This is a genomic window from Maritalea myrionectae, assembly GCF_003433515.1.
Classification (GTDB): domain Bacteria; phylum Pseudomonadota; class Alphaproteobacteria; order Rhizobiales; family Devosiaceae; genus Maritalea; species Maritalea myrionectae.
The window spans coordinates 3,045,482-3,063,795 of record NZ_CP021330.1 but is presented as its reverse complement, the minus strand read 5'-3'; the positions used below and the strand labels follow the sequence as shown (position 1 = coordinate 3,063,795).

19 protein-coding genes and 1 other RNA gene are annotated in these 18,314 nt (G+C 51.1%); 13 read left to right on the top strand and 7 right to left on the bottom strand.

Going from position 1 to position 18,314, the window contains the following annotated elements:
• The first annotated feature begins 8 nt into the window (after positions 1 to 8).
• Both MXMO3_RS15445 and upp read left to right on the top strand, forming a co-directional pair.
• On the top strand, positions 9 to 1,226 hold the full coding sequence (locus MXMO3_RS15445; RefSeq protein ID WP_117396448.1) for a phosphopentomutase: 1,218 nt from the start codon (positions 9 to 11) through the stop codon (positions 1,224 to 1,226).
• 10 nt (positions 1,227 to 1,236) lie between these two features.
• Entirely contained in the window at positions 1,237 to 1,866 is a 630-nt protein-coding gene (gene upp / locus MXMO3_RS15440) for a uracil phosphoribosyltransferase (RefSeq protein ID WP_027833963.1), read from the top strand.
• A 27-nt stretch (positions 1,867 to 1,893) separates the two neighbouring features.
• Here upp and MXMO3_RS15435 read toward each other — a convergent pair whose 3' ends face one another.
• From MXMO3_RS15435 to MXMO3_RS15420, 4 genes are all read right to left on the bottom strand, one after another.
• Positions 1,894 to 2,514 carry an HAD family hydrolase gene (locus MXMO3_RS15435; protein WP_117396447.1) on the bottom strand — a complete coding sequence of 207 codons (621 nt, stop codon included), beginning with the start codon at positions 2,512 to 2,514 and terminating at the stop codon, positions 1,894 to 1,896.
• A 46-nt stretch (positions 2,515 to 2,560) separates the two neighbouring features.
• Positions 2,561 to 3,118 carry a TadE/TadG family type IV pilus assembly protein gene (locus MXMO3_RS15430; protein WP_162889305.1) on the bottom strand — a complete coding sequence of 186 codons (558 nt, stop codon included), beginning with the start codon at positions 3,116 to 3,118 and terminating at the stop codon, positions 2,561 to 2,563.
• A gap of 5 nt (positions 3,119 to 3,123) precedes the next feature.
• Positions 3,124 to 3,678, bottom strand: a complete 555-nt coding sequence (locus MXMO3_RS15425) for a TadE/TadG family type IV pilus assembly protein (protein ID WP_117396445.1) — start codon at positions 3,676 to 3,678, stop codon at positions 3,124 to 3,126.
• Between the two features lie 89 nt (positions 3,679 to 3,767).
• Positions 3,768 to 4,250 (bottom strand): pilus assembly protein N-terminal domain-containing protein, encoded by a 483-nt coding sequence (locus MXMO3_RS15420; protein ID WP_051213336.1) that lies wholly within the window; start codon positions 4,248 to 4,250, stop codon positions 3,768 to 3,770.
• Positions 4,251 to 4,644: 394 nt separating this feature from the next.
• On the opposite strand from MXMO3_RS15420, the gene MXMO3_RS15415 reads away from it, so the two are divergent.
• The 8 genes from MXMO3_RS15415 (at position 4,645) to MXMO3_RS15380 (ending at position 12,798) form a co-directional block, all read left to right on the top strand.
• Positions 4,645 to 4,815, top strand: a complete 171-nt coding sequence (locus tag MXMO3_RS15415; RefSeq protein ID WP_117396444.1) for a Flp family type IVb pilin — start codon at positions 4,645 to 4,647, stop codon at positions 4,813 to 4,815.
• Positions 4,816 to 4,951: 136 nt separating this feature from the next.
• Positions 4,952 to 5,455, top strand: a complete 504-nt coding sequence (locus MXMO3_RS15410) for an A24 family peptidase (protein WP_117396863.1) — start codon at positions 4,952 to 4,954, stop codon at positions 5,453 to 5,455.
• Positions 5,456 to 5,595: 140 nt separating this feature from the next.
• Positions 5,596 to 6,537, top strand: a complete 942-nt coding sequence (gene cpaB, locus MXMO3_RS15405; protein WP_117396443.1) for a Flp pilus assembly protein CpaB — start codon at positions 5,596 to 5,598, stop codon at positions 6,535 to 6,537.
• A gap of 5 nt (positions 6,538 to 6,542) precedes the next feature.
• Positions 6,543 to 7,976 (top strand): type II and III secretion system protein family protein, encoded by a 1,434-nt coding sequence (locus MXMO3_RS15400; RefSeq protein WP_027833959.1) that lies wholly within the window; start codon positions 6,543 to 6,545, stop codon positions 7,974 to 7,976.
• 34 nt (positions 7,977 to 8,010) lie between these two features.
• Positions 8,011 to 9,270, top strand: a complete 1,260-nt coding sequence (locus tag MXMO3_RS15395; protein ID WP_036220964.1) for a CpaE/TadZ family protein — start codon at positions 8,011 to 8,013, stop codon at positions 9,268 to 9,270.
• 30 nt (positions 9,271 to 9,300) lie between these two features.
• Positions 9,301 to 10,800 carry an ATPase, T2SS/T4P/T4SS family gene (locus tag MXMO3_RS15390; RefSeq protein WP_162889304.1) on the top strand — a complete coding sequence of 500 codons (1,500 nt, stop codon included), beginning with the start codon at positions 9,301 to 9,303 and terminating at the stop codon, positions 10,798 to 10,800.
• Between the two features lie 4 nt (positions 10,801 to 10,804).
• Complete coding sequence (locus tag MXMO3_RS15385; RefSeq protein ID WP_027833957.1) at positions 10,805 to 11,794, top strand: type II secretion system F family protein; 990 nt, start codon at positions 10,805 to 10,807, stop codon at positions 11,792 to 11,794.
• A gap of 20 nt (positions 11,795 to 11,814) precedes the next feature.
• Positions 11,815 to 12,798 (top strand): type II secretion system F family protein, encoded by a 984-nt coding sequence (locus MXMO3_RS15380; protein WP_027833956.1) that lies wholly within the window; start codon positions 11,815 to 11,817, stop codon positions 12,796 to 12,798.
• Between the two features lie 90 nt (positions 12,799 to 12,888).
• Here MXMO3_RS15380 and MXMO3_RS15375 read toward each other — a convergent pair whose 3' ends face one another.
• Positions 12,889 to 13,650 carry a tetratricopeptide repeat protein gene (locus MXMO3_RS15375; protein ID WP_027833955.1) on the bottom strand — a complete coding sequence of 254 codons (762 nt, stop codon included), beginning with the start codon at positions 13,648 to 13,650 and terminating at the stop codon, positions 12,889 to 12,891.
• A 196-nt stretch (positions 13,651 to 13,846) separates the two neighbouring features.
• On the opposite strand from MXMO3_RS15375, the gene MXMO3_RS15370 reads away from it, so the two are divergent.
• Positions 13,847 to 15,199: a leucyl aminopeptidase family protein gene (locus MXMO3_RS15370; RefSeq protein WP_117396442.1), complete on the top strand. Its 1,353-nt coding sequence runs from the start codon at positions 13,847 to 13,849 to the stop codon at positions 15,197 to 15,199.
• Positions 15,200 to 15,201: 2 nt separating this feature from the next.
• On the opposite strand, the gene MXMO3_RS15365 is transcribed toward MXMO3_RS15370, so the two are convergent.
• On the bottom strand, positions 15,202 to 16,146 hold the full coding sequence (locus tag MXMO3_RS15365) for a 2-hydroxyacid dehydrogenase (RefSeq protein WP_117396441.1): 945 nt from the start codon (positions 16,144 to 16,146) through the stop codon (positions 15,202 to 15,204).
• 92 nt (positions 16,147 to 16,238) lie between these two features.
• The gene (locus MXMO3_RS15360) at positions 16,239 to 16,952 is read right to left on the bottom strand and encodes a c-type cytochrome (RefSeq protein ID WP_117396440.1); all 714 of its coding nucleotides are present in this window, start codon (positions 16,950 to 16,952) and stop codon (positions 16,239 to 16,241) included.
• 282 nt (positions 16,953 to 17,234) lie between these two features.
• On the opposite strand from MXMO3_RS15360, the gene MXMO3_RS15355 reads away from it, so the two are divergent.
• Together MXMO3_RS15355 and ffs are read left to right on the top strand one after the other, a co-directional pair.
• A complete protein-coding gene (locus tag MXMO3_RS15355) occupies positions 17,235 to 18,065 on the top strand; it encodes a prephenate dehydratase (protein ID WP_027833951.1) in 831 nt (276 codons plus the stop codon).
• A gap of 69 nt (positions 18,066 to 18,134) precedes the next feature.
• Positions 18,135 to 18,230, top strand: an RNA gene (gene ffs, locus MXMO3_RS15350) — signal recognition particle sRNA small type.
• Positions 18,231 to 18,314: the final 84 nt, after the last annotated feature.

The window sequence follows — 18,314 nt, the reverse complement described above, 5'->3', positions numbered from 1 at the left end:
AGGCGATAATGCCCCGCGTAATCTTATGCGTGCTTGACAGTTTTGGCATTGGCGGAGCGCCGGATGCCGCCGAATTTGGCGACGAGGGCGCAAATACGCTCGGCCATATTGCCGAAAAATGTGCTGCTGGCGAGGCTGATCAGGACGGACTGCGACAAGGGCCGCTGCAATTGCCCAACATGGACATGCTGGGCCTTGGCCTTGCGGCACAAGCCGCCAGCGGTGAAATACCTGCGGGCCTGTCAGGCGAACAGCGCGGCGGTGTATGGGCCAACGCCAGCGAAGTGTCCAAAGGTAAGGATACGCCATCCGGCCATTGGGAAATCGCAGGTGTGCCCGTATCTTTTGATTGGGGTTATTTCCCCGAAACCGAACCGTGTTTTCCACCCGATTTAATTGAAAAACTTGTTGAGAAGGCTGGGTTGCCCGGCATTCTTGGCAACAAACACGCCTCTGGCACCACCATCATCGCCGAATTGGGCGAAGAGCATATAAAGAGCGGCAAGCCCATTTGCTACACCAGCGCCGACAGCGTGTTTCAAATCGCGGCTCATGAAGAGCATTTCGGCTTGGACCGTCTATACGAAATGTGTGAGATTGCCCGTAAATTGCTTGATCCGCTCAATATTGGCCGTGTCATCGCGCGCCCCTTTGTGGGCAACAATAGTGAGGATTTTCAGCGCACGGGCAATCGTCGCGATTTTTCCGTGCTGCCCCCAGAGCCAACTTTGCTGGATCGCGCCAAAGAGGCGGGCCGCAAAGTGCTGGCGGTGGGCAAAATCTCCGACATTTATGCCGCCCAAGGCGTCACCCACAAAATCAAAGCCAGTGGCAATATGGCGCTGTTCGACGCAACATTGGATGCCATGGACATGGCCGAAAATGGCGATCTGATTTTCACCAATTTCGTTGATTTTGACATGGAATATGGTCACCGCCGCGATGTGCCCGGTTATGCCGCGGCGCTGGAACGTTTTGACCGTCGGCTGCCCGAAATTGTTTCAAAAATGCAGCCGGACGATCTGTTGATATTAACAGCAGATCATGGGTGTGACCCCACTTGGCCCGGCAGCGATCACACCCGTGAACAGGTGCCGGTTTTGTGTTTTTCCCCAATTTTGAAAAAAGCCAGTGCAGGCGGGCGAGAAACATTTGCAGATATTGGTGAAAGCGTGGCAAGTTGGCTGAAATTGCCAGCTGGGCCACATGGTAAGAGCTTTTTGTAAGAGGTAGAATATGGAAAATGTAACCGTTGTCGAACATCCGTTGGTACAACACAAATTGACCATTATGCGGAACAAGGACACATCAACGGCGAGTTTCCGTCGGCTGCTGCAAGAGATTGCTCATTTACTGTGCTACGAGGTCACCCGCGATCTTGAAACCGAAATGATCGAGATCGACACCCCAATCCAAAAAATGCAAAGCCCAGCATTGAAGGGCAAAAAGCTCGTGTTCGCTTCCATTCTGCGCGCCGGCAATGGCCTGTTGGAAGGGATGTTGGATCTGGTGCCCAGCGCCCGTGTGTCCCATATCGGCCTTTACCGCGATCCGGAAACATTGGAAGCGATTGAATATTATTTCAAAGCCCCATCCGACATCGCCGACCGTTTGGTCGTGGTCGTCGATCCCATGTTGGCCACAGCCAACTCAGCCGTAACAGCGGTGGATCGCATTAAACGCCGCGGTGCAAACAATCTGCGTTTTCTCTGCCTCTTGGCGGCGCCCGAAGGCATTAAACGCTTTCAGGAAGCCCATCCAGATGTGCCGATCTACACAGCGGCCATCGACGAAAAGCTCAATGAAAAGGGCTATATTGTGCCTGGATTGGGCGACGCGGGCGACCGGATGTATGGCACCCGCTAAATTGCAAGTTGGGGCGCTCTGGCGCCCCTATTTTGCTCCTAAGGGTAGCCCCAACTCGATCAGATCTTCCCGCAATTGTTCCGGGTTTTCAAAGTGCACTGCTTTCATGCCGATATGATCAGCGGCCACCACGTTTGGGTAGCTATCATCAATAAACACACAGCTTGAGGCATCAAGGCTGTAGCGCTCCAAAAAGCGGTGATAGATGCGATAATCCGGCTTCACCAGCTTCTCCTGGCCAGACACCAATATCCCATCAAACTTTTGCAAAAATTCGTATTTTTCCAAAGTGAGCTGGAATTTCTCTTTTGAATAGTTGGTAATCGCAAAAGTCGGTAAATCCTGCGCAATCAATTCCTCATGAATAGCAATTGTCCCGTCAAAGACACCCGCGATGGTCTCTAACCATCGGTCATCATAGGCCTTGATCTGGTTCGTATAGGCGGGAAACTTGGCGCAAAGCTCGGCAATGCCGTCGGCATAGTGTTTTCCGGCATCAAACTCTAGATTCCACAGGCCGGAATACACATTCTCGACAAACCAAACCGCTTCTTCTTCGCTATCAAACACGTTGCGATATAGGTTAAGCGGGCTCCAATCAATAAAAACACCGCCCAGATCGAATACTGGGATCAAATAGTCGGACATAATAATCCTTAAGTGAGGAAAGTTTGAGAGTGTAACTGACGCCAACCTAGATCAGGTTGATGATTCCATCAAATCGCGAGCGGAAAAAATACCGATGTTGATAGTTCATTGTGCTATTGAACAAATATCCAATAAGCGGATCAGCTGAATTCCATGCTTCGCCCATAATCAGATATTTATTTTTGTTTGCCGCCGCGAACTCCGGGGGGATTTGCACATATTGGCTGTCTTTGGTCAGCGGCGACCCACCATTATACGTGCGTGACCATAACACCCATGCTTTAGCATCTCCGTCGATCCGCAAGCTGGTGACGCGTTGGCGAAGATTGGCGGAATCATACGGTTTGATGGTGAATTCGGCTGCCTTGAAATAATCGTCCACCGTTGATGTCGCAATTTGGTCTTGCGCACGCGCAACCAAATCGGCAACAGAACCCGCGACCACAGCTACCTTCCGGTCAAGAATAATGAAGGTGCTAACGTCGATGGTGCCCAAATAAAGGGTCAGCATTACTGGCAGAATGAGCGCAAATTCCACCGCAGAAATGCCGCGATCATTTCGCCAAATCGCTCGAATATGTCGGATGATTTGCACGATATACATCAACCTCATCCCAAATATGGTTCGTTCATAAAGACGCGAGATGAACTCATCAACATGGCATTGCCACCATTTAGGTTACCAAGTTGGAAGCCCAAAATGTTTAAAATTGTTGGCCACTTATAATAAGTTTCCACCAACACAACCTGATTGGGTTTTCCAGGTTGGAAACTGCTTGTGATGATCCACTTGCCATCCTTATCGACAGGGCTGTTTGATTTGGCGTTGGCAAATTTATCAATGACCCGAACGCGTATCCGCAGCTTATTGCAGTCAAATAGCCCAAATGTTTTGTCACAAACCGCAGCGCGAAATTCAGGCATATTATAACCGTTGCGCTGCGCTTCACCCGTCCGCACGATGCGAGTTGCATCATGAACCGCACTATCGAGCACTTGCGACGCCAACAGGACAAGACCTGTCTCCAGAATAGCGCCAATGATGGCAAAAAACGGCAATGCCAGTAGACCGAATTCAACGACGGTTACGCCACGCTCGTCTTTCCTGAAACGGTTCTGTTTCAGCAATTTATAAGCACGTCGACATTGTAGTGCGAATGTCATCACTTCACCCTTGTTTTAAGTGATGAAAGAATAGCGACGTATAATTACTGAATTCTTTCGATAATGATTCACATCTATGCGTTGCAAGGCTATTCGGATGCACTCTCAACGATTGATTTTGAACCAGCAACTTTGCCCAAATAGTCCACATCGTCGCCCATCATCAAAGCAGGGCCGCATTCAGGTGTGCAAGACACTGTGTTCCGCGCGATGCCATTATAGACCAGCACAACATTGTCCTGCTGGGCAACAACCTCAACTTTCAGGTCCGCAATCGGATTTCCAACGGCATCGAGCGCAATGAGATTGGTGTGGCCAAATGTTTTTCCGGTTAGAACAATGGTTTCTGGATCTTGGATGGTCGCATCCGCGATAGCGGGATTGCCGATAACAATTGTTGAGGCCGCTGAAGGCAGCCGCAAAATGCGCGCCATATTGACCTGAACATCCACCTGACCTTGCGGGTCAGCGGCAATGGCCGCGCCGGTGCCTGTAAACGCCAGCAGGCCCGCCACGACAGCACCGACTGCGGTCCATGTATGCAAAACTTTCAGAACACGTTTGCCAAGCATGACGTTAACCCTTTATTTAGCAAAAACTTTTCAGCATCATGAGATAGAATGGTGAATAAAGTGCAAATGCATGGGCCCGCGGTCCATTCACTCAACTCTTGTGCACAGAATATACCTATAATTTATATGCAAATTCGCTGCGTTTAGTCGTTACGCGCCTGCAAAATGATCGCCTATCGAGAAAGAGATTTGGCTAACTCTCGAAATTAGCTGCAAATATTCCTTCTTAACTATTTGATAATCATAAATATAAACTTGGTCGTTATTGGCCATTGCAAGTTTTCGATTAACACAATTTCAAGACTCCGAGCCTAACGTTGACGTCGAGTTCGATGGTGAGGATCGGACAATGTTTTGTCACGTTGTGTCGTGACGACGAGCAAGGAGCAAAGAAATGAATTTGGTAAAACGTTTTTTGAACGATGAGTCAGGCGCGACAGCTATTGAATATGGTCTGATTGCCGCACTTGTTGCTGTTATTATTATCGGTGGCGCATCTCTATTGGGTAAAAACTTGAATCTCCTATTCTCTGGCATCGCCGGAAAATTGACACCGCCTACCTAATCCTAGGCATAATTATGTTGAAAAGAGGGGAGCCTTCCGGCTCCCCTCTTTTTTGCGTTGCAGCCAAATCTTTACGTTTGGATAACCATAAATCTGCATGCTGCCGACGCGTTCAGATGAATTAGGTGTGAGCAATATGAATATGATCGTCCTTGCCATTTTTCCCGTCATGATGGCATTTTGCGCTGCTTATGACTTACTGACGATGCGCATCCCAAATTGGTTATCCGCAGTATTGATTGTTGGATTTATAGTCGCCGCAATTCTGGCAGGTTTTCCCCTCGAGATGATCGGCATGCATTTTGTCGCCTTTGCTATTGCACTTGCTGTTTGCTTTCTGTTGTTTATTCCCGGTTGGATTGGCGGCGGTGATGCCAAGTTTGCCGCCAGTACTGTGTTGTGGATGGGCATGGGTTTTGCCGTGCCTTACCTCCTATATGCCGCCATCGCAGGCGGTATCTTCACGGCTCTTATTTTGGCATTTAGAAAATATCTGAACGCCACTCAATTGCCAAAATGGGAGTGGCTGCAAAAATTGCATGATCCAAAAGTTGGAGTGCCTTATGGCATAGCATTGGCAATTGCAGCCCTGATTGTGTTTCCACACACCAATATTTTCACCGCGCTGATTGTGAGCTAAGCGGTTAATTTTATGCAACTTTTCATTAACTCTATTTGAAAAGGCCCTATTAACCAAACCTTGACGCTTTAGCTCGATACTAGCCCCGAATAGCTGTGCGCGTTGCGTGCGGAACTTTGAGTTTAACCGGGGAAATTGAGATGAAGCCGGCGCGTTTGATTCTAGTATTGGTTGCATTGATTGCGGGTGGTTTGGCGGCCTTCTTCGCCCTGAATTCGGGTGGTAGCCCTGAACCAACGCAGCAAGTGGCGGAAGTTGAGCCTGTTAAAAAAGTAAGAGTTTTGATCGCAAGTCGTACCATTGGTATTGGCGAGCGGTTGGGCCCTAATTCCGTCGCTTGGCAGGATTGGCCGGAAGACGCGATCCGCGCTGAATTCATTACGGACCAGCGGTTGCCCGACGCGCCCGAGCAAATGCAAGGAACAATTTCCCGGTTCGAAATTTTTGACGGCGAGCCCATTCGGGAAGCCAAATTGGTGCGTACCGGTCAAGGTTATTTGTCAGCTGTGATTGGCAAAGGCATGCGCGGCGTGTCGATTGAGGTATCAGCTGAAAGCGGCGCGGGCGGCTTTATCGTGCCAAATGATCGAGTGGATGTGGTTTTAACGCAGCGGAGCCGCTTGGGCGATACATCACAAACCATTCTCAATAATGCCCGCGTGTTGGCCATCGGCAACCGTTTGGGAGAAGTTGGCCCAAATGCAGGCAGTGGCAATGGTGAACAAGCTGCGCCAGAAGCGTTTGAAGATAAAACGATTGCAACGCTCGAACTGACACCGCGACAAGCGGAAACGATAATTAATGCGGCGGAGGTCGGGTCACTCTCACTTGTACTCCGGTCAATCGTTGATTTTGTAAACGGTCCCGCAACTGGCGGCACCGCCGATCAATCCAGCGTAAAACTCATTCGCGCCGGACAACAATCGAGCGCGCTGGCAAATTCAGGTCCGGAAACGTCTGACGAACAAGCAAATAGCGATGCGCAGCAAGGCAATGCCGAGGGGGGCAGCGTGTTCTCCCCAATGCCTGTGCCCACAGCGCAACCCCGCCCAAATAATGCACCAGTATTGGTGAAGGAGTAATGGTTATGTCGAAGCCTGTACAAGCCATTTTTAATGTAGAAGCATTTGCCCAAGCCAAAAAGTTGCTGGCGAAAGGCGCATTGCTGCTGACACTTTTGGTTATGCCGCAGATGTTGAGTACACAAGCTGCAATGGCAAATGCGACGATGCGCATTTCAGCCAATCAGATTGGTCAAACATATGCAGTTGCGGTGGGGAAGAACAAATCTCTTATCGTTGATTTGCCGGTTTCTGCAAAAGAAGTCATCGTTTCAGAGCCATCTATCGCCAATGCAATTGTGCGCACAAAACGCCGCGCCATTATTCAAGGGCGCTCAGCGGGCGACACAAATGTCATCTTTTTGGATGCCAAAGGCAATCCAATTGCGATTTTGGATGTGACCGTTGGCCAATCTGGCGGTGGACTGGAAACAACTCTGGCGCGCTTGCTGCCCGGCTCGACAATCGAAGCCACAGTCGCAAATGAGCGCGTTGTGCTGTCGGGTTCAGCACGCAGCGACGATGATGTGCAAAAAGCCATCTCAATTGCGAAACAATTCAGTGGAAACGAAGTGGTTTCGGTCATCAATGTGGCCGGTGCTCAGCAGGTTATGCTCAAGGTTATCGTTGCGGAAGTGCAGCGTGAAACCGTTAAACAATTGGGCATCGACCTCAATGCCAGCCTAAATGTTGGTGGTGTGGCAACGTCTTTGTTGACCAATCCCGGTTTGGGCGGTGTATCCAATGTGGTTGCATCCAACTCAGGCAAGTTAGGGTTCTCCTTTGGTAACCTCTCGGTCGATGCAACAGTTAAGGCATTGGAGCGCCGTGGCGCATTGCGGACACTGGCGGAACCTACGTTGACGGCCCTTTCAGGCAAAAGCGCAGAATTCCTGGCCGGTGGCGAGTTCCCTGTACCTGTCGGTTATGATGAGGGTGAGATCACTTACGAATTCAAGCAATTCGGCGTAGAGCTGAATTTCACGCCAGTCGTGCATTCTAACAATGTCATCTCGCTTGATGTGGAAACAAAGGTCTCCGAATTGAATGCAGAAGGTGGCTACACGGCTGGTCCTGTTACCATTCCGGCGACAAAAGAACGCCGGGCCAAAACGTCGGTGAAATTGCCGACGGGCTCGACTTTGGCGATCGCCGGTCTGATTGAGGAAAAATCTCGCCAACGGTTCAACGAAGTGCCGGGCCTTGGGAAAATCCCCGTGCTTGGTGCACTGTTCCGGTCACGTGATTTCGTCCGTGCCGAAACCGAATTGTTGATCTTGGTGACGCCTTATCTCACCGCACCGGGCCATATGAACGACTACACCTTGCCCACGGATAAAATGGATTTCGCTGGCGATGCTGAGGCGATTTTCTTGGGACGGATGGAGAAGCTATACGGCGTGGGTGACGGCCCTAAAGGGCAGGACCTCAAGGGCGGCGTTGGCTTTGTGTTGGATTAAGAACGAGCGCGAAAACGAGTTGGAAGTATAAATTATGTCAGATGATATTCGTCAAAACGTGAGCGGCGCTTCGGATATTCCCTCGGGCGCGCGTTTGGTGCCACACATCACCATTCAAGCCTTTTGTGAAAACGCCATGACGGCGCAGTCGGTTGAAAGCGCAGTCAATGATCGTCGCATGCACAAAGTTGCCTTGACGACCCATAATGGCGGCATTGAAGCGGCGGTTGAAACCTACAAGATCAACCCAACGCCAAACCTGATCATTATTGAATCAAATCTGGCCGGCAATGATTTGCTCTCAGCTTTGGATCGCTTGGCTGAGGTGTGTGACGCATCAACCCGAGTTGTCGTCATCGGCAATGTGAATGACGTTGAACTATACCGTCGCTTGATCCGCTATGGTGTTTCTGAATATTTGGTGACGCCAGTGGAAACGCCTGCCTTGGTGGATACAATTGCGGATTTGTTTACTGCCGAAGGCGCAGATCCTATCGGACGTACCATCGCCTTTGTTTCAGCAAAAGGCGGCGCCGGCTCTTCAACGATCGCACACAACACTGCATGGGCCTTGAGCCAGCAAGTGCGCCGCGATGTGCTGATCATGGATATGGATTTGCCGTTCGGCACTGCGGGCCTCAATTTCAATCAGGAACCACCGCATGGCATTGCCGACGCTGTGTTCTCCAATGATGATGTTGATGATGTCGTTATTGAGCGTTTGATGTCTAAATGTGCCAATCACATCAATCTGTTGACAGCGCCAGCCAATCTAAATCGCGATTATGATTTTCATGAGCAAGCGTTCGAGAACATTATCGAGATTTGTCAAAAGAACATGCCGCTTGTGGTGCTTGATTTGCCACATGCGTGGAATGGCTGGGTGCGGCACACCTTATCAACCGTTGATGAAGTTGTGATTGTGGCCGAGCCCGATCTGGCCAATTTGCGCAATGTGAAATTCATGATGGACACGCTCAAATCATTGCGCATGTCAGAGGCAGAGCCCATTTTGATGATGAACAAAGTGGGTGTGCCGAAACGGCCGGAATTGAGCACCTCTGAATTCGCGAACACAATCGAAGTCGACATTTTTGCTGAACTTGGTTTTGAACCAGCTCTGTTCGGCACGGCGGCAAACAACGGTCAGATGATCGCGGAAGTTAATGCAACGCACAAATTAAATGACGGATTTAACAGTCTGGCGCGGCGGGTAAGCGGTCGTGATGCGGCGACGCATCAGGATGCAAACGGTCTGCTGCCGGGCATTTTGAAAAAATTAAAGCTGGGATAACCCACGGCGTAGCGTGAAGTAAGGTTAGTCATGTTTGGGAAACGCACAAGTTTTGGCGGAAATACAAATCAGCAGCAGGCAAAGCCTCAGCCGAAGCCTGCCCCTATTCCTGTGGCTGAAAAACCAACGCCCAAACCACAGGGCGGGCCAAAGCCAGACCTGAAAATCAAAAAGCCTACCATAGGCAAAGAAGAGGTCGTGGATGTTGAAAAAGCACCCAAGGACCGCGGTGTTGATTCCGAATATTTTAAAACCAAATCCTCCGTCTTCAATGCCCTGATTGATTCCATTGATCTGAGCCAATTGGCGACAATGGAGCAGGATTCCGCGCGCGAAGAAATTCGCGATATTGTGTCTGAAATCATCACGCTAAAATCCATCGTGATGTCGATTTCAGAGCAGGAAGATCTGCTTGAAGATATCTGCAACGACGTGCTTGGCTACGGGCCGTTGGAGCCACTTTTGGCCCGCGATGATATTGCCGACATCATGGTCAACGGGGCCGGTCGAACCTATATCGAAGTGGACGGCAAGGTGCGTCTCACCAATGTGCGGTTCCGTGATAATTCCCATTTGATGAATGTGTGTCAGCGTATCGTGAGCCAAGTTGGCCGTCGTGTCGACGAATCCAGCCCGATTTGTGATGCGCGTTTGCCTGACGGTTCTCGTGTGAACGTTATTGGGCCGCCATTGGCCATTGACGGCGCCTCGCTGACCATTCGTAAATTTAAAAAAGACAAGCTGACGTTGGATCAGTTGATGAAGTTCGGATCGATCTCGCCTGAGGGCGCGAAGGTCCTGGAGATTTTGGGACGTGTTCGTGCCAACGTTTTGATCTCCGGTGGTACAGGTTCGGGTAAAACCACATTGCTCAACTGTTTGACGGCCTTTATCGAACCTGATGAGCGGATCATCACTTGCGAAGACAGTGCCGAACTGCAATTGCAACAGCCGCATGTGGTCCGGCTGGAAACACGCCCACCTAACCTTGAAGGTGAGGGTGAAATCACCATGCGTGACTTGGTGAAAAACTGTTTGCGGATGCGTCCTGAACGGATCATCGTGGGTGAGGTGCGGGGACCAGAAGCATTTGACCTTTTGCAGGCCATGAACACGGGTCACGATGGGTCCATGGGCACATTGCACGCCAACTCGCCACGTGAGGCTCTTAGCCGTCTTGAATCAATGATTACAATGGGCGGGTATTCGCTGCCCTCGCGCACGATCCGTGAAATGATCGTGTCGTCCGTCGATGTGGTCGTGCAAGCCGCCCGTTTGCGCGACGGTTCGCGGCGCATCACCCACATCTCTGAAGTGTTGGGCATGGAAGGTGACGTCATCGTCACGCAGGATGTCTTCCTTTACGACATCATCGGTGAGGACTCGAACAGCAATTTGATCGGCCGACACCGTTCAACAGGCATCACCAAGCCTAAATTTGCTGAGCGTGCACGTTATTACAATGAGGAGCTGAACCTTGTTGAAGCGCTGGAAGCCGCAGCTGTAAATGATGAAGAAATGAGAGGTTAGCCGGATGTCGCCAATCGTTCTCTTTTTGCTGACGGCAGTCGCCATAGGCGCCATCGGTCTCGCATTTGTGCCCGGCGTGGCAGGGGGCGGCCGTGCCAGCAAACGCATGAAGGCACTTCGCCAACCGGGGCCACAGAATAGTGGGCGAAAAAGTCGCGTTGAAGCGGACGGTCGCAAAAACCGCGACAAACGGCGGAAATCGCTGCAAGAAGTCCTTGATGAACAAAACGAAGCCAACAAACAGCGAAAAAAGCGGACAGTCAAAAAGCGACTTATCCAAGCTGGATTGAAGGGCAATGTAGCTGCGTTTTATCGCAATTCAGTGATCGTCGGCGTGTGCATGTTTATATTCACATGGTTTACCGGCGTGCCGATCCATTTTGCCTTGGTGTTTGGCTTGGCTGGCTTTTATGTTTTGCCGCGTTGGTATTTGGCCAACCGTACCAAAAGATTCCGGTCGAAATTTTTGGACGAGTTCCCCAACGCAATCGAGGCGATTGTGCGCGGCGTGAAGGCCGGTATGCCGCTAAATGATTCAATGAAAGTGGTTGCTGCTGAGGCGAAGGAGCCGGTGAAAACTGAGTTTATCCGCGTGGTGGAGCAGCAATCTGTGGGCAAGAACATGGGGGAAGCAATTCCAATCATGTTTGAACGGCTGCCGATCGCGGAAGTGAACTTCTTCGTTGTGGTGATTACCGTGCAGCAACAATCAGGCGGCAACTTGTCCGAAGCTTTGGGCAACTTGGCGACGGTTTTGCGCAACCGCAAGAAGATGAAAGCCAAGGTCAAGGCCATGAGCTCGGAGGCGAAAGCGTCAGCAGGCATCATCGGCTCATTGCCCTTTATCGTGGCGACATTGGTTTCACTTGTGAGCCCAACCTACCTTTTGCCTTTATTTCAAACTCCGGTTGGAAACATTTGCCTCGCCGTTGCGGGCTTGATGATGTCGACGGGTTTGTTTGTCATGTATCGCATGGTTCAGTTTGAATATTAATTTGGGACGAAAGTAAGCACATGGAAGCGCTTGTAGAAACACTAACAGACCGGCAGTTTTTGATTGCACTTTTAGCTGCAATTTCAGCGGCGGCGATCGTGTTTACTTTTGGCGCCCAGTTCGCTGACGGTAAGGATATGAAAAGCCGCATTCGCCGAGTGGCGAGCGAGCGGGAACGTCTCCGCACCGATGAGTTGGCCCGTTTGCGTGGCGAAGACAAAAAAGTAGGTGCCAGCGGTCGCCGCAAAGACTTTATTCAAAAAACAGTTGAGCGTTTCTCGCTGAAAAAAGCATTCGCGGATGAGCAAACGAGCCTAAAATTGGCCCGCGCGGGCTATCGTGGCCCCAATGCCGTGATGACATATGTTTTCATGCGCTTTGCCATCCCGCTGGGCGTGTTCGTCCTTGCGCTATTCTATATCAAATTCATCATTATGCCGGATGCGCTGCTGTTTTTGCAGATAACATACGCGATGGGCGCGGGGATTATTTCATCCTATTTGCCGGTTCTGCTTCTAACCAACAAGGTCAAGAAGCGGCAAAGCTCAATTCGCCGCGCCTGGTCTGACTGCTTGGACTTGATGCTTCTATGCGTCGAGAGTGGCATGTCGATTGAGGCCGCGTTTCAAAAAGTGTCGATTGAGATTGTGACCCAAAGTCCTGAACTTGGCGAGGAAATGACACTAACAACGGCTGAATTGAACTTCTTGGAAAGTCGCGCAAAAGCCTATGAAAATATGGCGCAGCGGATCAATCTTGATGAAGTCAAATCTGTTATGACAGCGCTGATCCAATCTGAGCGGTATGGTACTTCCGTGGGCAGTTCTTTGCGTGTGATGGCGGAAGAGGGGCGCGATATGCGCATGATGGAAGCGGAGAAAAAGGCCGCTTCCTTGCCGCCAAAACTAACGGTTCCGCTGATCCTGTTCTTTTTGCCCGTTCTGTTCATCGTGATTATGTCACCGGCAATGATCACCATCTTTGCAGCACCTAGCGTGGGCTAATCACCACATCAGTTTTAGGTCGCCTAAACAAAAACACCCAACTGGTAGTGCCAGCTGGGTGTTTTGCGTTGAAAGGGGGAGAGAGTTTGCTTAAGAGCTGCTCTTAATCCGGTCCCACTTATTCTGTTGGGTCAATAGCGCCCTGATGTAAGCCATGTTGGCTTCAACATCCGCTGCGGGCAGTTCTCGGGCATAAAGGCTGCGGGCTTCATCAAATCGGCCCTGTAGGCCCACAATAAGCGCCAAATTCAATCGGATCTTGCGTGTTGCCTTGGGCATTGAAACAGCGCGGCGAAGCGCCTTTTCCGCTTGGTCCAATTGGTTCGACATCGCGTAGGACAGGCCAAGATTTGCGTAAAGTGAGGGTTCATTTGGCGCGATCACCAGTGCTTGATTGTAAAGCGCGCGCGCTTCCGCGTTCTGACCCATCTGATCAAAAACCGCACCCTTAACGCTCAGCGCATTCCAGTCTGGCCGTTCAAGGCGAATGCTCGCATCCAGCACATTGATGGCACGATTAAACTTGCCATCTTCTGCCAACGCCTTGGCGTAGGCGAGGGCAACATCTTGATCGTTCTTATATTTAAGCTGCGCTTGTTCCAACACGGACACAGCTTGCCCCGTTTGACCAATTGCCCGCAACGCAGCGGCAAAATAGATCGCGCTTTGCTTGTTGGGGTTTTGTTGGAATTTTGCGCCTAAATCCTGCACAGCCGCATGTTTTGCTTCGTTGGACATGCTGGAGAAATCTGGGGTCGCTGTACCGCCGCTATGGCCGCGTGGTGAGGCGCATGCGTTCAGCGCAATGGCCGCAACACCGGCAAGGGCCAGCAGTTTTATTCTATTGGACATGCTACTTTGCCGATAAGACATGCGAACCTCTGTACAAAATCAAGCGGTACGCAAACTGCGCAACCTTACTATGCAATAAATCATTAACCCTAATAGTCAGTTAAAATGCCTTGCGAAGTGCGATCCTCATTGCGTTTGCATTGGCCCGTGCTTCACGTTAAATCTTGGTCAAACCAATGCAACCGAAAGCGGAAATATGTCTGTTTCAAAATCTTTTTCAGTCCATTGTCTTTGGCAGGACCAAGATCTCCCAGGTGCCCTCAACGCGCAGCAAAGCGCGTGGGTAAAGGCCCACAATTTTGCGGGCAAGAAGGGAGAACTGGTGGCGTTACCTGGAAAAGACGGCGAGGTTTCCGCATATCTTTTCGGAATGGGCCCAAAGGAACAGGCCGATCCGTTTGTCACCGGATTGGCTGCCGCCAGCCTGCCGGAAGGGGAATATGCCCTTGAGGGTGATTTCAATGACCCAACTTTAGCTGCCGCCGGTTTCCGCCTTGGCGCCTATGATTTTGATCGGTTTCGCAAAACGCCCAAAACCGTAAAGTTGGCCTCGCTCAAGGGCGCAGATGAAGACGAGGTTGATTTGTTGGTCGAAGCCGCCACCTTGGCCCGTGACCTAACCAATCGGCCAGCAAATGATTTGGGGCCAGAAACCTACGAAAAGGAAATTCGCGACTTTGCCAAACAGCATGGGGCGAAGGTTACCTCTATCGTTGGCGATGATTTGCTGGACCAAAATTTCCCCTTGATCCATGCGGTGGGCCGCGCCGCGCATGAAGCGCCGCGTTTGCTTGATTTTACCTGGGGCGACGAGAGCGATCCCAAAGTAACCCTGGTGGGTAAGGGTGTTGTATTTGATACGGGCGGGTTGGACATCAAGCCACCACAATCCATGCTGCTTATGCGCAAGGATATGGGCGGCTCAGCCAACATTTTGGGCTTGGCCCATGCGATCATGAAAGCCAACCTTAAGGTGCGGTTGCGCGTCTTGATTCCCGTTGTCGAAAATTCCATTTCCGCCAATGCCTTCCGCCCCGGTGACATCTTGGATTCGCGCAACGGCATGACGGTTGAAATCGGCAATACTGACGCTGAGGGGCGGCTCGTGTTGGCCGATGCGCTCAGCCTTGCTGACGAAGAAAAGCCCGACATGATTATTGATATGGCGACCCTTACAGGCGCCGCACGTGTGGCGGTCGGGGCTGATTTGGGGGCGCTTTATTCAACAGATGACAAGCTGGCGCAAGAGCTAGTCGCACAGGGTAAAGCCAGCGCCGATCCACTTTGGCAGATGCCGCTTTGGGATGAGTATGATGACATGCTCAAATCCAACATTGCCGATGTAAACCACATCTCAAATGGCCCCTTGGCGGGGTCGATCACGGCAGCGTTGTTTTTGCGTCGTTTTGTGAAAAACGCCAAGAGTTGGACCCATATGGACATTATGGCCTGGGCCCCATTGGCACGCCCCGGTCGCCCTGTGGGGGCCACAGAGCAAGGCCAGCGCGCGGCCTATCGTGTGCTCAAAGCACGTTACGGCAAAAAATAGCCCTAATAGCCTTGGGCGGGATCAACCACATGTTGCAAGGTCCCATCCCGCTCATAGCTCTCAATTTGCCGCGCCACCAATTCAACGCCCCCCTCAAATGAGGAAATGGCCGCAATGTGCGGCGTGATATAGCAATTGTCGAGATCCCAAAGCGGGCTGTCTTTTGGCAATGGCTCTGTTTTAAACACATCCAGACTTGCCGCCCCCAAAGTGCCGTCGTTGAGGCAGGCGACCACATCATCTTCATCCTGATGGCCACCTCGCGCGGCGTTGATCATCACCGGTCCGTGGGGCATGACATCACGCCGAAGCTTTTCGAACGTGCGGCGGTTTAAAATATCGCGGGTATCCGAGGTCAAGGGCAGCAGGTTTACCAAAATATCTGTAGCGGCCAAAAACTGGTCAAAGCCCGCGTCGCCTGAAAAGGAGGTAACGCCCTCAATTTCTTTTGGGCGTCGGCTCCATCCGTTAACTTGATAGCCAAGCATGGTGAGCTTTTGCGCCGCATCTAAACCCAATTGGCCCAACCCCATCACGCCCACAGCAATGTCGGTGGCAGGCGCGGGATAATATTGTGTCCAGAAATGCTGCCGTTGCTCGTGGCGATAATGCGTAAGTTCTCGATGGTGCATCGTCACATTGGCGATCACATAATCGCTCATACATTGCGTCAGCGTCTCATCGACAAATCGGGTGATCGGCACATTTTTGGGCAAATGGGGGTGCTTCAAAATGGGGTCCACACCCGCCCCAAGCGAGAAGATAGCCTCAAGATTGTCCAAGCCATCAAACACATCATCGCGGGGCTTCCACACATATAGATATTTGATTTCTGCAGGATCAAACGCATCAGAGGAGGTGACAATTTTGAGATCCGGCATTTTGGCTTGGAAGGCGTCAGCCCACTCCTGCTCATCAATGCCGCCCAAATGTACAAGAAGCGTCATGCTGCCCCTCCAATCGATTGTTGCTGGAATAAAAAAAGACCGCGCCTTTATGGCACGGTCTTCCCAAATTTTTCAAGCTGTTCGCTTCGGCGTTAGCCGTTTGTTTCTTCAGCGTTTGCGTCTTCAGAAGGTGCGGCTTCTTCTTCGGCCGCAGGCGCCATTTCTTCTTCAGTGGTCGCCTCGCTATTGTCTTCCATCACTTCCTCAGTTGAAGTGGCGTCAGCGTTCACGTCTTCTTCTTCGATCACAGCTGCATCTTCAGCGGCTGGGAAAGGCACAGGATCTGCGCTAAGAGTTTGCATATAGGCCAACAGGTCTGCGCGGTCTGTTTCTTTTCTCAAACCAGCAAAGCTCATTTTCGTGCCTGCTGCGTATCCTTTTGGGTCTTCCAGGAATGCGTTCAACGCTTCATAAGTCCAAACTTTGCCCTCAGCGCCCATTTCATTCAGCACGTCTGAATAAGAGAAATCATCAAGTCCTGCAATTGTGCGGCCAACGATGCCGTAAAGGGCAGGGCCTACCTTGTTGGCGCCACCTTCTTCAAAGCTGTGACATGAAGAGCATTTCTTGGTGACATCTGCGCCATCTTCGGCTGATGCTGCAACCAAAAGATCAGCCAAAGGAACAGTTTCCTCTTCGACTTCGGCCACTTCAGCGCCGTCCTCTTCAGGCTCTTCCAAGGTGTATCCGCCACCCGCGCCAGCTTCGGTGTGGTAAATCGCGTCTGACAAGAAGCCAACGCTAAACACAAACACAAGGGTGCCCAATGCAGCCCCAATAAACTTTTCCAGATCAATCCGATTCATTGTTCAGCTTTCTCCGCGTCGCTTCCCCGCCAGCGACAAATTCCGCCTGAGCCCATCTTTTCGGTAGAAAGAGGGCCAAAATGATTCTTGCATGCCAAATTGTCATGCTTTTGCGCGCGGACCATATCCACTCGCCGCTTGCAGCGCAACAGCCTATTGGCGTTCTGCGACATTTCGCATAAATATTTGCGTAATTTCCAGCATTAATCACCCCTCAATTGACTTCCCAAACAAAAAAAATGAATAGTGCGCGGCGAAAAATCAAAATTTGAGGAAAAATCGATGCTTAAAGTGGCGTTTCAGGGTGAATTGGGAGCTTTCGGACATGCGGCGGTGCGCGCCACATTTCCAAATGAGCAAGAACTGCCATGCACCACGTTTGAGCAAACGGTTGCCGCTGTGCAAAACGGCACGGCTGATTATGCCATGGTGCCGGTGGAAAACTCGCTTTATGGCCGCATCACCGACATTCACCATCTGTTGCCGGAAAGTGGATTGAAAATCATTGGTGAATATTTTCACCGGGTGAACATGAACCTACTTGGGGTGAAGGGCGCAAAACTTGATGACATCAAGGAAGTGCAAAGCCTTTCTGTTGCGCTCGGCCAATGCCGCAACTTTATCAAAGATCACAATTTGAAAGCGATCAACGCCGTGGACACCGCCGGGTCTGCCCGCGAAGTGGCAGAGCGTGGCGATAAAAGCCGCGCGGCGATTGCATCCAAACTGGCAGGCGAAATCTATGGGCTTGATCTCATTTCCAGCGACATTGAAGACGCAGATCACAACACCACCCGTTTTTTGGTGATGTCGCGCAATATGATCGAGGTTGATCCCACCAAGCACAAGGTGAAAACCACTTTTGTGTTCCGTGTGCGCAACGTGGCTGCTGCGCTTTATAAAGCGATGGGCGGCTTTGCCACCAACGGGGTCAACATGACCAAGCTGGAAAGCTACATGGTGGATGGCAGTTTCACCGCAACCCAGTTTTATGCCGATATTGAAGGCCATCCTGACGATCCAGGCGTGCAGGACGCGTTTGAAGAGCTGGCCTTTTTCACCCACCATATCGATATTTTGGGTGTCTATCCCGCCGCAACGAAGCAGGATTAGGCTTTTGGGGGCAAATTCTTTGGGCGCACCCCCTTGCACTTTGGCGCAAAGTGCATGATATAGGGCGTCGGGAGATTGGCGCGGACGAACCGCTCGCCAACTGGGTCAGGTCCGGAAGGAAGCAGCCCTAACGAGTTAGGAACGGGTCGTTGCCAGTCTCCTTTATATCTTTGCCCAAATATTTTGCGCCCCACCTCAGAATCGGTGTCAAATAGGCGTCTTAATATAAAACGCACATCCTTTTAGGCA

Bases quoted from the DNA above. Each gene is read 5' to 3' on its own strand.
- MXMO3_RS15445 (WP_117396448.1), top strand. From the start codon at position 9: ATGCCCCGCGTAATCTTATGCGTGCTTGACAGTTTTGGCATTGGCGGA.
- upp (WP_027833963.1), top strand. From the start codon at position 1,237: ATGGAAAATGTAACCGTTGTCGAACATCCGTTGGTACAACACAAATTG.
- MXMO3_RS15435 (WP_117396447.1), bottom strand. From the start codon at position 2,514: ATGTCCGACTATTTGATCCCAGTATTCGATCTGGGCGGTGTTTTTATT.
- MXMO3_RS15430 (WP_162889305.1), bottom strand. From the start codon at position 3,118: ATGTATATCGTGCAAATCATCCGACATATTCGAGCGATTTGGCGAAAT.
- MXMO3_RS15425 (WP_117396445.1), bottom strand. From the start codon at position 3,678: ATGACATTCGCACTACAATGTCGACGTGCTTATAAATTGCTGAAACAG.
- MXMO3_RS15420 (WP_051213336.1), bottom strand. From the start codon at position 4,250: ATGCTTGGCAAACGTGTTCTGAAAGTTTTGCATACATGGACCGCAGTC.
- MXMO3_RS15415 (WP_117396444.1), top strand. From the start codon at position 4,645: ATGAATTTGGTAAAACGTTTTTTGAACGATGAGTCAGGCGCGACAGCT.
- MXMO3_RS15410 (WP_117396863.1), top strand. From the start codon at position 4,952: ATGAATATGATCGTCCTTGCCATTTTTCCCGTCATGATGGCATTTTGC.
- cpaB (WP_117396443.1), top strand. From the start codon at position 5,596: ATGAAGCCGGCGCGTTTGATTCTAGTATTGGTTGCATTGATTGCGGGT.
- MXMO3_RS15400 (WP_027833959.1), top strand. From the start codon at position 6,543: ATGTCGAAGCCTGTACAAGCCATTTTTAATGTAGAAGCATTTGCCCAA.
- MXMO3_RS15395 (WP_036220964.1), top strand. From the start codon at position 8,011: ATGTCAGATGATATTCGTCAAAACGTGAGCGGCGCTTCGGATATTCCC.
- MXMO3_RS15390 (WP_162889304.1), top strand. From the start codon at position 9,301: ATGTTTGGGAAACGCACAAGTTTTGGCGGAAATACAAATCAGCAGCAG.
- MXMO3_RS15385 (WP_027833957.1), top strand. From the start codon at position 10,805: ATGTCGCCAATCGTTCTCTTTTTGCTGACGGCAGTCGCCATAGGCGCC.
- MXMO3_RS15380 (WP_027833956.1), top strand. From the start codon at position 11,815: ATGGAAGCGCTTGTAGAAACACTAACAGACCGGCAGTTTTTGATTGCA.
- MXMO3_RS15375 (WP_027833955.1), bottom strand. From the start codon at position 13,650: ATGTCCAATAGAATAAAACTGCTGGCCCTTGCCGGTGTTGCGGCCATT.
- MXMO3_RS15370 (WP_117396442.1), top strand. From the start codon at position 13,847: ATGTCTGTTTCAAAATCTTTTTCAGTCCATTGTCTTTGGCAGGACCAA.
- MXMO3_RS15365 (WP_117396441.1), bottom strand. From the start codon at position 16,146: ATGACGCTTCTTGTACATTTGGGCGGCATTGATGAGCAGGAGTGGGCT.
- MXMO3_RS15360 (WP_117396440.1), bottom strand. From the start codon at position 16,952: ATGAATCGGATTGATCTGGAAAAGTTTATTGGGGCTGCATTGGGCACC.
- MXMO3_RS15355 (WP_027833951.1), top strand. From the start codon at position 17,235: ATGCTTAAAGTGGCGTTTCAGGGTGAATTGGGAGCTTTCGGACATGCG.